Raw genomic sequence first — 14269 nt, 5'->3', positions numbered from 1 at the left:
CACTCTCGCTTAGGTAAACTTCACTCACATCGTTTGTTCAAAATACTGCGTCATCAGCTCGGGCCGGTAATCGCCATGCATAAACAACGCCGGACTATCAAAACGCAAAAACAACGCCTCCAATGCCTCTCTGCGCGCATTAAATGCCGCCAGGAATTTGGCCTTTACTTCACCACGGAAAAACAGCGTCCGGTTACGCCCGGTTTCCAGGTCTATCATGGTGCCAAAGCCAAACTTGGGCAGCTTTTTATATTCCTCATCGTCCCACAGCACGATAGGCACCACTTTGTGCGCAGACATGGCCAGCAGTGTTTTCTCAATCACAGGCAATGGCATATGAAAATCTGAAATCCAGAACACTAGCGCGCGCGTCTGTCCCAAGAAATTAGGCATGTCGGTGACGCCGTCCATGCCCATGCGCTGCGATTGATAGGTATGCAGCAAGGCGATAGTCTGTTTGCTCTGGTGAAAACTGCGGCTGAGAGGCAAGGTAAAATCTTCAATCACCTGCTGGTGATAGCCAATAAAGCCGAACAGATCTCCGGCCTGGTAAGCCGAGTTCGCCACCGCCGTGGCGATTTCTATTGCCGTATCCAGCTTGCGCTGCTGCCCCGTGAACTGCATAGAGCCTGATAAATCACACACGGCATAAATCGGCGTCGTGCTGTCCTGGTTAAACTGCCGCACCTGCACCTGTTCAAACGGGTCACGTATCGTCTGCCGTAAATCCATGCGCCTGGCATCCGGGTAATCCACCAGGTTGATGGTGCCACGGTAATCGGAGCCGATACCGCGCTGTGTGCCGGGATGATCACCGAGCTGGATGCTGTCAGATTTCCAGCCAATGACATATTCGAAGGGTCGCGCATATTCGCCCTCATCGTGATGCCCCGGCACTGTCTGCCCGGCTTTATTCCAGGCATGTTTGAGTGTTGATCGCATGATGACCTGCTTTTAAGCTGCTTTGCTAAATGACAAGCTAGGCACGGCCACCGTACGGATAATGTTGTTGGTCAACTCTCTGGCCAGCGCGGTCCGGCGATTTTCGTAAGCGGCGTTAAATACCAGGCGATGTGAAATCACCTCATGAAACACAGCATGGATATCCTCAGGATACAAACTGTCGCGGCCATTCAACCAGGCATTCACGCGTGCCGCTTTCATCAGCATGCCCATGCCGCGCGGACTGGCGCCGGTCTGGATCACACGGCTGACATCTACACTGTCCATGGTCACGCCAAACTTCTCCGGATGCTGGGTCGCATCCCACAAATCCATGGTGTACTCTTCAAGCACGTCGCTGGACTGGATATAGTTTTGCAAACGGTCGGAAAACGCATTCAACTGGTCAAATTGCAGAATATTGCTTTCCACCTGCTGCGTCAGTTTTTCCGCATGCTGGAATTTGGTATTGAACACCAGTGACTTTTTCAGCTCGCGATCTGAAGGAATCTCAATCGGGATCTCCATCATGAACCGGTCACGCGCTGCAGAAGGAATCTCAAAGGTTTCGTTTTTCTCCACCTGGTTGCGGTCAGCAAACACAATCATGTGCGGCATGCGGTATTCTTTTTTAAACGCACTGATATGCCGCTCCGCCATCACGCGCAACATCAGGGCGTGTACCTGCGGCCTGGCGCGGTTGATTTCATTAAAAAAGAAGACGGATAAATTTTCACCCGCACGCAACAACGGTCCTTCATCAATTTGCGGCCTGCCATCCGGCCCTAGAAACGTGTGGTAAATCAGGTCATTCGGCATCAAATCCACCGTGCCCTCAATCCGCTCATACGCCCCGCCTATGCCACGGGCAATTGATTGCAGCAAAGTAGTTTTACCCACCCCCACGCCCCCATCCAGCAATACATGACCACGGGCAAAAATCGCAATATTCATTAATCTGACGGCTTTGCTTTGTCCCACAATCACTTGGTTCACTTGTTTTTCAAGGTTCAACGCATGCTGACGCCAGTCTGTCAGTTGGTTATCTAATGCCAATCGAATATCAGAGGTAGTGGACATGAATCTTTCCTTTAATAAAATGTTTCAAAAATGTAACAGAGTGTTACAGGTCCACAATCCTCCAGTTTAGAGAACCTTACTGGTCCAGTCATTTATGCGATATAGTGATTGTTTGCTAATCCAGATTGCCAACAAAATAAAGGGAATTTTTCCCGTTGTTGCGTTTGCTGGCACAAAAAAAGGAGAGGAAAATGCTACGTTCTTGGAGTCTGCAATTAACCATTGCCGAAGCCTCTGGCTTGCCGGTCTACCTGCAAATCGCCCAGCAAATCATGGAAGAAATTCAGAAAGGCAGATTGGCCCCGTCTACCGCCATGCCGGGTACACGCGAGCTGGCGGAACAACTTAAGGTCAACCGCAAAACCGTCATCCTCGCCTACGATGAACTGATCGCCCAAGGCTGGCTGGTCACCGAGCAAAGACGTGGCTCATTTGTTTCAGCCAACCTGCCCAATTTCACTGCACAACCGCAAGCAAGCAAAACCGGTCATCAGCCTGCCAATGTGGTGGAAGGCCCCACGCATCCGCTCCTCAACTATCAGTCACCCCGCAATGGTGTGATTGATTTCAATGATGGTATTCCTGATTCACGGCTGATCCCGTTCAACATTTTGTCGCGTGCATTCCGGCATGCGCTGATTGGCTCCAGCAAAGGCAACAACCTTGGCTATGGTGATCCGCGTGGCACGTTGGCATTACGGCAATCGATTGCCACCATGCTCAATATGGAGAGAGGCCTGAGTGTGGATATCGACCAAATCTGCATCGCACGCGGTAGCCAGATGGGCATCTTCCTGGCCGCGCGTATCCTCACCCGGCCCAATGACAATGTGGTGGTAGAACAACTGAGCTATCCCGCTGCCAAAGAAGCCTTCCGCTCCTGCGGTGCCAACATCCTCACCGTGGGGCAGGACAAACACGGTATCGATGTCACTGCACTGGAAAAACTATGCCAGCAACACCCGATCCGCGCTATTTATGTCACCCCGCACCACCAGTTCCCCACCACCGTGATCATGACCGCCGAGCGGCGCTTAAAGCTCCTGATGCTGGCTGAGCAATACGACTTCACCATTGTAGAAGACGACTACGACCACGAATTTCATTTTTCGTATCACCCGGTATTCCCCCTGGCGAGCACCAACCACGGTGGCCGCGTCATCTATGTCGGCTCGCTCTCTAAAGTGCTCGCCCCTGGATTGCGTGTCGGTTACCTGGTTGCCACACCCAGCCTGATAGACCGCTGCGCACAGGAGGTCATGCTCATAGACCGGCAAGGTAACTCCATCACCGAACTTGCCGTCGCCGAGCTCATGAACGCTGGCGAAATCAAACGCCATATCCGCAAAACCTTCAAGATTTACAACGAACGCCGAAACCTGCTGATTGCGTTGATTAAAAAGGAACTCAAAGAGTACGTGACCTTTGATGCCCCAGATGGCGGACTCGCCATCTGGCTACGTTTAAAGGAGGGCTACCAGGTTGAAACGATAGCGGCCCAGGCACTGGCCCACAAAGTGCGCATTTTGCCCGGCACACTCTTTTCAGAATCACAGCAAAGTGTGCATGCCATCCGGCTAGGATTTGGCAGCCTGACCACGGCAGAACTGGAGAAAGGCGTTCTGGGGTTAAAAGCCTGCTTTACCCAGCGATAAAGATGGTTGCAAACTGCCATTCTATTTAAGAAAAGTTAAATATGACCGAAAACAATTTAAGGAATATATTTATACCGGGACGATAAAAATCATCAGCTATTCATACCTTTTATGAAAAAAATTAAAAATCAACCTATTGAGAGCGATCAATATATCCAGACCCTGATTGATAACTTTCCATTCATGGTCTGGCTCAAGGATGAGGACAGCCGCATCCTGGTGGCGAATACTGCCTATGCCAACATGGTAGGCGTCAAATCCAGTGCCGAGCTGATAGGCAAAACCGATTTTGATTTTTTCCCGCCCGATTTAGCCCAGGAATATGTCGATGGCGATCAAAAAGCCATGGCTAGCACCACGCCTAGTGCCGTCACTGTGCCCATTAAAAACGCAGATGGCGAGTATTACTGGATAGAGTCTTATAAATCAGCCGTGGTGGTAGATGGCAAAGTGGTCGGCTCGCTGGGTTACGCCAGGGATGTGACGGAAAATATCCAAAAAGAAAACGAATACAAATCCATCGTAGAAAACTCTTCCAATTGCATTGCCAAATACAATCGCGACTGTGAGCGTATCTTTCTCAACAAAGCCAACTCCCTGTTTTATGAAGTAGATTCGGCCACCCTAATCGGCAAATCCCCTTCGCAATATCCTGGTGGGGCCTCTGCCAAATCGCTGGAAAAAAGTATACGCGAGGTATTTCAAAGCGGCCAAAACCAGCATGTTGCCTTCCGGCTGACCACCCAACATGGCAAACACAAAATCATGGATACGGTGCTGACGCCCGAATTTAATGCCATCAACGAAGTCATTGCTGTCATCGCCATCGGGCAAGATATGACGCAGTCCTATGAAAACCTGGACCGCATTCATCACCTGGCTTATTTTGACTCCATCACCCGCCTACCCAACCGTATTTCATTGCTCGAAGTACTAGATCACTGCATTAAAAAAACGCAGCGCGCAGCGTCCTCATTTGCATTTTTGATGCTGGACCTGGATGGCTTTAAAGCCGTGAATGATTTGCTCGGCCATGCTGAAGGTGACCTGCTGCTTTATGAAATGGCCAGGCGGATTGAGCGTTCAGTGAGACCGACCGATACCGTTGCCCGCCTGGGCGGCGATGAGTTCGCCATCGTGCTCTCAGACGTGCAAGACCCGAAAAATGCCGGGCTGGTTGCGAAAAAAGTGCTTGAGTCCATCAAGCAACCCATCCTGATCCGTGGCACTGAACTGTTTATTTCGGCCAGCATAGGCATCGTGATCTGCCCAGACCATAGCAGCGATGCCAGCGATATTGTGAAGTACTCCGATATCGCCATGTACAAGGCCAAAAAACTAGGCAGAAGCAACTACCAGTTTTACTCCCCCGATCTCTCGCAAACCACCATTGAGCGCATAGACATTGAGCGCTCACTACGCACCGCACTCCAAAACGACGAGTTTTTGCTGCACTATCAGCCGCAGGTGAATTTAGAGACTGACAAAATCGTCGGCGTAGAAGCCCTGTTAAGGTGGCACCGCAATCACAACGAAATGATTCCGCCCAATCGGTTTATCGGCATTGCAGAAGATTCAGGATTCATTATTGAGATCGGTGAGTGGATCATGCAAACCGCCTTTAAAGATGCCGTCAGGTGGAACACCGGCCGCACAGACCCCATCACCGTCGCCATCAACTTATCTAGCCGCCAGTTTATCCATAACAACCTGCTCAACTCCATCCGGCACCTGTTAAAAAAAACCCACTGCAACCCAGCATGGATCACTTTAGAGATCACTGAAAGCCTACTCTTAAGTGACAGCGCGCACATCCGCAAAACCCTAAAAGCCCTCGATAGCCTGGGCTTTAGAATCTCGCTAGACGACTTTGGCACCGGCTATTCCGCCTTAAGTTATTTAAACAAATTCCCGGTGAGTGAGATCAAAATTGACCAATCGTTTGTGCAAGGCATTGCAGACAACAACGACCACAAACTCATTGTGCAGGCCATTATCTCCATGGCAAAAAGCCTGGGTAAAGAACTGGTGGCAGAAGGCGTAGAAACGGCTGAACAAGCCAAGTATTTAAAAGGTTGCGACTGCAAAGTGGTACAAGGTTATTTTTTTAGTAAACCCAAACCCTTTGATGACATTGACATGCAAGCCTCGTGGAAAGATGCCGTTTAAAAAGGCACTTAAGACGCCTCGGCGGTAATTAACGCAAGCCCTAACCTCAACTCCTCCGCATCAATCTCCCTCACCAAGCGCTTAAGCTCAACGCCCTCTTTCATAAAAATGAGCGTCGGCCATAGTTTCACGTGAAACGACCGCCCTAACCGGCGGCCTTTGCCATCCTCAATTTTAATATGGCGGATATTTGGGAAAAGGGTAAGTTCAGCGTGGATGGCTGATTGTGCAGCTTGGCAGTAACCACACCAGTTGGCGCCAAACTCTAAAACGGTGGCGCCTGTTAGACTGTTAATCTCTTCGCGGGTGGGTTCTTGATTTTCCATAGCGTACCTTTAACTCTTTCTCCCTTTGAGTTATCAAGGATTCCTTGACAACTCAAAGGTACTGAGACAACCGCACTGTCTTTTGGTACGTGGAAGTGAGTAATTCCTGTGATTAAAACTTCCATCCTGACGACAAAGCTTCAGCTTGCTGTAGGACCGTTTGCACAGCAGCATCCTGCAGATCAGGTGGGTAGCCATACTTACGCAGAATACGCTTTACCAATACTCGCATACGCGCCCGAGCGGAATCCCTATGTGCCCAGTCCACGGTGACATTTTCGCGAAGACTTACTAACAACTCGTGTGCGATCAGTTTTAGTTTATCGTCGCCCATCACCTCTAAAGCGCTATTGTTTTCTGCCAGGGCATCATAAAAAGCAATTTCTTCATCAGATAGTCCCGATTCCTCACCACGCTGACGGGCTGCACGTATATCTTTGGCCAGTTGAATCAACTCTTGCAATACCTCGGCAGTGGTGATCGCATTCGCATGATAGCGTGCTACAGCATCTTCCAACCGTTCCGAAAATGCCTTGGTTTGCACCACGTTAGCTTTGCTACGTGATCGAATGCCGTCATTGATTAACTTACGCAAGGCTTCCAATGCAAGGTTCTTGCGCTCCATCTGCTGTACTTCAACCAGAAACTCATCCGAAAGAATCGAGATATCCGGGCTCTTGATACCAGCGGCGGCCAGAATATCCACGATCTCGGTCGAAACTACGGCACGACTGACAATCTGCTGAATTGCCAGTTCGCGCTCCTGCTGGGTGACACCCGATCCTGTATTGCTCTTCACCAACGCGGCACGAATCGCCTGAAAGAAGCCAACTTCCTCTCGGATATCACGTGCTTCATCAGAGGCTGATGCCAAAGCAAATGCTTTGGACAATGCTAGTACGGCATCTTGGTATCGACGATGCGCATTTTTTTTGCCTTCATTCGTTTTCTCTTTCGCCGCCAGCTTCTGCTGCAGGTCGAGAATCCACTCAATCGCCCCAGCCATCATCACCAGACGCTCTTGTGGTGTGCCATTCATCGCAGAGGCATAGTTGTAGCCGTGGAACATATCCCTCACAACTTCATATTTCTCCAGCATCACTGCAATGGCTTCAGCTTCATCAATGCCAGTGTTTTCCTGATCGTTTTTAGAATACTGCTGTAGGGCAGACTTCAAATTTTGTGCAATGCCAATGTAGTCAACAATCAGCCCCGCTGGCTTGTCTCGAAACACGCGGTTCACGCGTGCAATCGCCTGCATCAGGCCGTGCCCTTGCATCGGCTTATCCACGTACATCGTATGCATGCAAGGTGCGTCAAAACCGGTGAGCCACATATCCCGCACGATCACAAGCTTGAGTGGGTCTTGCGGATCGCGTGCACGCTTGGCCAATAAATCACGTCTAGCCTTATTGCCGATATGCTGTTGCAATTCTTTAGGATCGCTCGCCGCCCCTGTCATTACAATCTTGATTGCGCCTGCATTGTCATCATCGCTATGCCAATCGGGGCGTAGTTTCATAATTTCTTCGTACAACCTCACGCAAATGCGGCGGCTCATACACACCACCATGGCCTTACCATCTAACGCAGCTACCCGATCTTCAAAGTGAGCAACCATGTCTTTGGCGACCAATGCCAGTCTTTTATCGCTGCCAACCAGGGCTTCAATCGTAGACCCCTTCTTCTTCAAGCGCTCTTGGTCGGCCTCGGAATCTTCTTCGGTGAGATACTCCACCTCAGCATCTATTTTTGGCTTCTCGTCTTCATCAAGCTCAATCCGCGCCAGCCGCGATTCGTAGTAGATCGGCACGGTTGCACCGTCTTCCACCGCACGGCTAATGTCGTAAACATCGATGTAATTACCGAATACTAATGGTGTATTCACATCGTCCGCTTCAATCGGCGTGCCAGTAAAACCGATAAATGATGCATTTGGCAAGGCGTCGCGCATGTACTTGGCAAAGCCGTACGAAATTTCGCCGGTCTTGGCGTCCACCTTGGCTTTAAAGCCATACTGACTTCGATGCGCTTCATCCGCGATGACGACCACGTTGCGTCTTGTGGTGAGCGGCTCTGTCACCTCGCCAAACTTCTGCAACGTCGTAAAAATAACACCGCCAGAGGCCCGGTTTAACACCTTCTGCAAATCGTCACGGCTTTCGGCCTGTATCGGCGTCTGCCGGATCAGGTCACGGCACATCGAAAAAGTGGCAAATAGCTGGTCATCAAGATCATTGCGGTCAGTTAGCACTACCAGTGTTGGGTTTGCCATGGCCGGATGCCGCACCAGTTGCCCTGCATAAAACGCCATCAAGAAACTTTTGCCCGACCCTTGCGTATGCCAGATAACTCCCGCACGCTTGTCACCTTGGCTCTGTGTCTTCACACTCGGCAAACCATAATCCGCTGGATCTTGCGCTGCGCCCTGTACACAAGCTGAAGCTCGAATCGTCGAAGCAACCGCATGCCGTACTGCATGAAATTGATGGTACCCTGCAATGATTTTGACCAACCCAGAACCCGTTTCACCAAACACAGTGAAATCGCGTATCAAAGCCAGTAAGCGGCGCCGCTCGAATACGCCTTCAATCAATGTCGAGAGTTCTGGCGCACCTTTAGGCGCAACATCCGTACCGTCGGTGGTACGCCAAGGCATAAAGCGTTCTAGGTCTGCTGAGAGCGACCCAACCCGTGCCGCAATGCCATCTGAGGTCACCAAAAGTGCATTGGTATTAAACAACGCCGGAATCTGCTGCTTGTAGGTCTGCAGTTGGTTAAACGCACCCAAGAGATGCGCCCCTGCACTTCCCGGCGCCTTGAGTTCTATTACGCCTAAAGGCAAGCCATTGACGAAGATCACTACATCGGGTCGACGATTGCTTTGGCCGTTAATCACCACAAACTGGCTCACCACTAGCCAATCGTTATGCTCTGGGTGCTCAAAATCAATCAGAGTAACTTTGCCCGCCGTCAGCGTACCATCGTTCGCGTAGTACTCAACGTCTACACCCTCCGTTATCAGCTTATGGATGCGGCGGTTTTCTTCAAGCAGCGATGGCAGTTCAGATTGCATCACTCGCCGCAACGCATCGTTTTGCGCCTCAGCTGGCAAACTCGGGTTCAACCTCGCTACAGCGTCCTCAAACCGCTGTTTGAGTATCACCTCATTGTGACTTTCTCGCTCCGGCTGCTTGCCGTCTGGGCCAATGTCTTCTTCGCACGCAATGTTGTAACCAAGTGCCCGCAATTGATCCAGTAGTGCTTGCTCCACTTGCGCTTCGGATAAAAATGCCATTAGCGCTCCCCTTCAGTGAGCAATCGCACCAGTGGTGTATTAATAAAATACATATGCTTGCCTTGCGCAAACTCCTGCACGATGCCTTTAGCCGCGAGCTGCTTCAAATATTTAGCGGCTGTCTGGCGGGTGATGCCGAGGTCACGCTGTACAAACTCAATACGCGTATAAGGGTGCCGAAACAAGTTGTTAAGCAAATCCTGAGAATAGAGTTTGGGCAACTCCTGCCGTAAACGCTGCTTGGTTTCCGCCATCAACTCACGCATTCCCTCAACCAGCACCACGGTAGTCTGTGCCGTTTCAGCCACGGCCTGCAACATAAACAATAGCCATGCTTGCCAATCACCTTGATCACGCACAGCCTGCAGCAGACGGTAATAATCCGTCTTATGCTGATTGATAAAGCGCGAAAGATACAGCACAGGCGCCTCTAGCAGCCCCGTTTTACTCAGATAAAGTACACTCACTATCCGCCCAATACGCCCGTTGCCATCACTAAATGGGTGAATGCTCTCAAACTGATGATGAATCACTGCCATCTTCAACAAATCATCCAGCCCATCCTCAGCCGTATTGATAAAGTGTTCCAGCGCATGCATATGCTGCAAAATCTCCACCGCGTCTTGCGGTGGTACAAACACCGTCTTACCCGTTTTGTCGTTTTTAAGTACCGTGCCCGGTGTTTGACGAAATTCCTCTGCGCTATTTTTCAGCATCTGAAACAAGCTAATTAGCAAACCATTGGTCAACAACCCCTGTTGTTCACGCATCTGCTCGTAGCCCAACATCAAGGCTTCACGGTAACGCGAAACTTCTTTAGCTGCTATTGATATCCCTGCTGCCAACTGCAAATCCGCCTGAAACAGCTCATCCTGCGTAGTCACATAGCTTTCAATTTCCGAGCTCGCCTTAGCTTCTTGCAATGCCAGCGTGCTGACCAGGATGCCCTGATTGGGGATACTCTTGGCGCAGCCTTTCAATTCCGCCAAATGGCGGTGAGCCAATGCCAATGCTTTCAGCAACACAGGGGCATCAAAATCCACACCGACTGGCGGCAGAGGGGGAATGATATAGCTCGGCGTTAACATGACTCACTCATCGTGTTAATAAAATTAGATATTTTTAACATGATAACTGCAATATGTTCAAAAAACAGAAATTTTTATGCATGTTTAGGCCATCATCAGGTTAAGTCACCCCATTGCGACAAAACACTATTACAACCTATCTTATTATTCAACGGCATCTGCAGCCGGAGCTGGTAATCCACGTGTAGCGTTCAATGCCTCGACATAAGCGTCCCGATCTAGTTGATAGAGCAAACGGCTCACTTCAATATTGATAGGCAACTCATCACCGCTTGGAAGTAGAAAACGCAAAGTTGGAGAGTCACCTTCCTCGGCATCTACTTCCAATCGTACATGTGCATCGATCAGCGCATTGTCTTTAGCAAACCGCTCCCATGGCTCGCGAGAGCTGCTCGGGTCAAGTTGCGTATCCAGATAGGCCTGATGCAGAAAGGCTACAATGGCATCGGCTGCCAAAACCGCACTGCGTCGGTGATGTTCCGCCAAACGAGCTAGATACGGATCTTTGCCATGACTAGCGGGGCCTGCTTTATTGCGAAGGTCGTTCAGTGCATCGGCTAACTTGTGATGACTGGATACTAGCCTTTTGAACCGGTCATCACGAACATCGCCTAATTTGAGCGCACGAATTGCGGCCGTCAACCAGTCTGAGAGCGAAGGTGTCTCTTGCGTGGGTTTTAGTGGGTTTTGCTGCGTATGAAAACTTTCTACCACCACACGACAGATAACCTCAACAACAGTCTTGGCACAGTCGATGCACGCGTCGTTGTTCTGCTCTAGATTGCGCTCCATCGCCTCGAAGGTCTGCTGCAACATAGGCGCATCGCGCCAATGACCGCATGCCTCGCGAATGCCAGGGCACCAATCCAGGATCATATTAATGCTCCAATAATGCGCTCAGGGTCTAGAACGCGAAGTTCGCCGGAAAGTAGTTTAGGTAACAGTGTGTCGCGCAACTGAGCAAGGATGCGCGTTTCAGCATGTAACCTGAAAATCTGATCTCTAAACTTTCTTGCCAAGTCCGAAAATTCTTTGATCAGCGGTTGAGGCGGCGCAACGACTTCGAGACGATATACATTCTCACGATTCAAGCCGGGAACAGCTGCATCAGTGTTCATGTCACTTAGCGGGAGTGACTCAAGCAAGTGGTAGCAGAATGGCAATGGCACCAAGGGCTGCACATAGAAAACAGTATCAATTGGGAAGCAAGGCAATGGCTCCCAATAAAGACTTCCCACTGTTCCCTTTCGACCGACGATAACGGTTTCAACATCAAGAAGCGAAGTGTCGTGATAACCCGTGACTCCACCAGATCCATAAACTGGAACAACTCCGGGATTCCGACTCCCGGCAGGCAATGATTTGCCATAAGCAAGACTCAAGAAATCAGACACTCGTCCGATTTCCCATCCCTCCGGAATTTCCCCCAACTCCGATTCGGCAAGACGATCAGGAAAGAGGTCGTAAAGATGCGCAGGCAAGCCAGGTAACGATTGGCCACGTTGCCAGCGACCTTCCATCTTTGCACGCACCGGTTCAAAGTCCACAAACCACGCCTTGAACAAGGCACTTGCTATCGCCTCCAGCGTTTCATTCTGCTTGCGGTTAAGTTCGATCTTGTCGTCCAGCCTACCAAGAATGTGAGCGATGGCACGCTGTTGTGCCATTGGCGGTAGCGATAGCTCGATCGTCTTCAAATAGGAAGATGGCCGCGCAATTGATGGAACTCCAGTCTGAGACGCATTGGCGAGTAGCTTGTGCTGACCTTCGTTGCTATGAAAAAAATAGGAAATGAAGGCTGGATCAGCCTTATTCAAATCGCAACGCAGATAGAACTGCCGTTGGGAAATTACATATCGATCATATTGCGAATTTGGTGGAATGTAGGCAACCTGACCAATGTTGCCAGCATGGGTGAAGATGACATCTCCACGTTGCACGTTCGAATTTTTCATTTTTTCGGCGTGCTCATTAGTAACGAAGTTGAAATCACCGTCTTCCAAGCGAACGCCGCGTAGATGGGATCCACTGATAACTGGAACCCCCGTGTCTACGAAGGTTTCGACTTTAATATTGGAGCCGAATGGACCCATCGCTATCTTTTCTGCAATGTCTTCAATACGGACTATTGACCACTCATTTCCCATATCCAAGTCCCTTCAGATTGGCATCGATCTCCATATCCAACCTGGTAGCTTCTGCCCGCTGCTCGAGCCACAGCTTGGTAAGTCGCTGCATCCTCTCATTGAAGGGTTCACCGTCCTCGGCTTGCTCAGCGGCACCCACGTAGCGGCCTGGTGTCAGCACGTGGCCGTGCTTACGAATATCATCCAACGTGGCCGATTTGCAGAAACCCGCCACGTCAGCGTATTCCCCTGCATCTTTCTCACCCCGCCAGGCGTGGTAAGTGTTAGCGATCCTCTGCACTTCTTCGTCAGTGAGTTCGCGCCGAGTACGATCCACCAGCCCCCCCAGTTTTCGGGCGTCAATAAATAGTACCTGCCCACGTCGATCACGCAGATGTGCTTTACCAGAACGGCCATTGGATTTGTCGCGTGCCAGAAACCACAAACAAGCAGGGATTTGCGTTGAATAGAAAAGCTGACCTGGGAGTGCAACCATACAATCCACCACGTCTTTTTCTATCATTTCGCGGCGGATATCTCCCTCACCAGAGGTGTTGGAACTCATTGAGCCATTAGCCAGGACAACGCCTGCCGTGCCAAACGGAGCGAGGTGATGGTAGATGTGCTGAAGCCACGCGTAGTTAGCATTACCCACTGGCGGTGCGCCGAATTTCCAGCGCACGTCTTCACGCAGGCGGTCGCCGCCCCAGTCAGAGATGTTGAATGGCGGATTGGCGAGGATGTAGTCAGCTTTGAGGTCGCGTAGTTCGTCTTTATGAAAACTGCCCTCGTTGTTCCAGCGGATGTCAGAATCAATGCCACGCACGGCCAAGTTCATCTTGGCCAGTCGCCAGGTGGTGTAGTTTGACTCCTGGCCGTAAATTGCAATATCGCCAATGCGGCCGCCGTGCTCCTGCACGAATTTCTCTGACTGCACGAACATGCCGCCCGAGCCACAACAGGGGTCGTAAACACGGCCGGAATATGGTTCAAGCATCTCAACCAGTACTCGCACGACTGAACGCGGGGTGTAAAACTCGCCGCCCCGTTTACCCTCAGCGCCAGCGAATTGCCCAAGGAAATACTCATACACCCTTCCAAGGACATCTTTGGAGCGGTCGCCTTCTTCATTGAGTGCAATACCAGAGATCAGGTCGATCAACTCGCCTAGCATTACCTTATTCAATGCTGGGCGGGCGTAGTCTTTAGAGAGAACTCCCTTTAGCGACTCGTTATCTTTCTCGATGGCACGCATTGCATCATCTATCAAAGTGCCGATGCTGGGCTGCTTGGCGTTGGCCTGCAGGTGAGACCAGCGCGCTTCTTTGGGCACCCAAAACACATTGTCTGCCAAGTATTCGTCTTTATCTTCCGCGGCACGCGCATCCTCAGCTAACAAAGCTTTGTACTTAGCCTCAAAGGCATCGGAGATGTACTTAAGGAAGATCAGCCCAAGCGCAACGTGCTTGTAATCGGAAGGCTCCATATTGCCGCGCAGCTTGTCGGCAGTCTTGAAAAGATCAGCCTCAAAACCTAAGTGATCACCCTTAATATTTTTGTTATCTTCTTTTGCCATTTTCTATTT

At 50.5% G+C, this 14269-nt stretch carries 10 protein-coding genes; 2 read left to right on the top strand and 8 right to left on the bottom strand.

Annotated features, from left to right (window positions below; translation table 11 throughout):
* Window positions 1-24: 24 nt before the first annotated feature.
* Entirely contained in the window at window positions 25-942 is a 918-nt protein-coding gene (locus tag ACJ67_RS00225) for a DUF58 domain-containing protein (protein WP_082163872.1), read from the bottom strand.
* A gap of 12 nt (window positions 943-954) precedes the next feature.
* Window positions 955-2022: a MoxR family ATPase gene (locus ACJ67_RS00220; protein WP_049637398.1), complete on the bottom strand. Its 1068-nt coding sequence runs from the start codon at window positions 2020-2022 to the stop codon at window positions 955-957.
* A gap of 191 nt (window positions 2023-2213) precedes the next feature.
* Between ACJ67_RS00220 and ACJ67_RS00215 the strand changes: the two genes are divergently transcribed.
* Together ACJ67_RS00215 and ACJ67_RS00210 are read left to right on the top strand one after the other, a co-directional pair.
* The gene (locus ACJ67_RS00215) at window positions 2214-3677 is read left to right on the top strand and encodes a PLP-dependent aminotransferase family protein (RefSeq protein ID WP_049637397.1); all 1464 of its coding nucleotides are present in this window, start codon (window positions 2214-2216) and stop codon (window positions 3675-3677) included.
* A gap of 111 nt (window positions 3678-3788) precedes the next feature.
* Complete coding sequence (locus tag ACJ67_RS00210; protein ID WP_049637396.1) at window positions 3789-5846, top strand: GGDEF and EAL domain-containing protein; 2058 nt, start codon at window positions 3789-3791, stop codon at window positions 5844-5846.
* 8 nt (window positions 5847-5854) lie between these two features.
* Here the strand turns inward: ACJ67_RS00210 and ACJ67_RS00205 are convergent, their stop codons facing one another.
* The 6 genes from ACJ67_RS00205 to ACJ67_RS00180 all read right to left on the bottom strand — a co-directional run bounded on the left by ACJ67_RS00205 (window position 5855) and on the right by ACJ67_RS00180 (window position 14260).
* Complete coding sequence (locus ACJ67_RS00205; protein WP_049637395.1) at window positions 5855-6172, bottom strand: thioredoxin family protein; 318 nt, start codon at window positions 6170-6172, stop codon at window positions 5855-5857.
* Window positions 6173-6284: 112 nt separating this feature from the next.
* A complete protein-coding gene (locus ACJ67_RS00200; protein WP_049637394.1) occupies window positions 6285-9470 on the bottom strand; it encodes a type I restriction endonuclease subunit R in 3186 nt (1061 codons plus the stop codon).
* Window positions 9470-10558 (bottom strand): Fic family protein, encoded by a 1089-nt coding sequence (locus ACJ67_RS00195; RefSeq protein WP_049637393.1) that lies wholly within the window; start codon window positions 10556-10558, stop codon window positions 9470-9472. The genes ACJ67_RS00200 and ACJ67_RS00195 overlap by 1 nt, the downstream gene beginning before the upstream one ends.
* Before the next feature lie 144 nt (window positions 10559-10702).
* Complete coding sequence (locus ACJ67_RS00190; RefSeq protein ID WP_049637392.1) at window positions 10703-11434, bottom strand: abortive infection family protein; 732 nt, start codon at window positions 11432-11434, stop codon at window positions 10703-10705.
* Window positions 11431-12705 carry a restriction endonuclease subunit S gene (locus ACJ67_RS00185; protein ID WP_049637391.1) on the bottom strand — a complete coding sequence of 425 codons (1275 nt, stop codon included), beginning with the start codon at window positions 12703-12705 and terminating at the stop codon, window positions 11431-11433. The genes ACJ67_RS00190 and ACJ67_RS00185 overlap by 4 nt, the downstream gene beginning before the upstream one ends.
* On the bottom strand, window positions 12695-14260 hold the full coding sequence (locus ACJ67_RS00180; protein WP_049637390.1) for a class I SAM-dependent DNA methyltransferase: 1566 nt from the start codon (window positions 14258-14260) through the stop codon (window positions 12695-12697). The genes ACJ67_RS00185 and ACJ67_RS00180 overlap by 11 nt, the downstream gene beginning before the upstream one ends.
* Window positions 14261-14269 lie beyond the last annotated feature (9 nt).

The organism is Methylophilus sp. TWE2 (genome assembly GCF_001183865.1).
Taxonomy (GTDB): domain Bacteria; phylum Pseudomonadota; class Gammaproteobacteria; order Burkholderiales; family Methylophilaceae; genus Methylophilus.
Note: the sequence above shows the minus strand (reverse complement) of the source record. Positions and strands in the feature narration are given on the sequence as shown.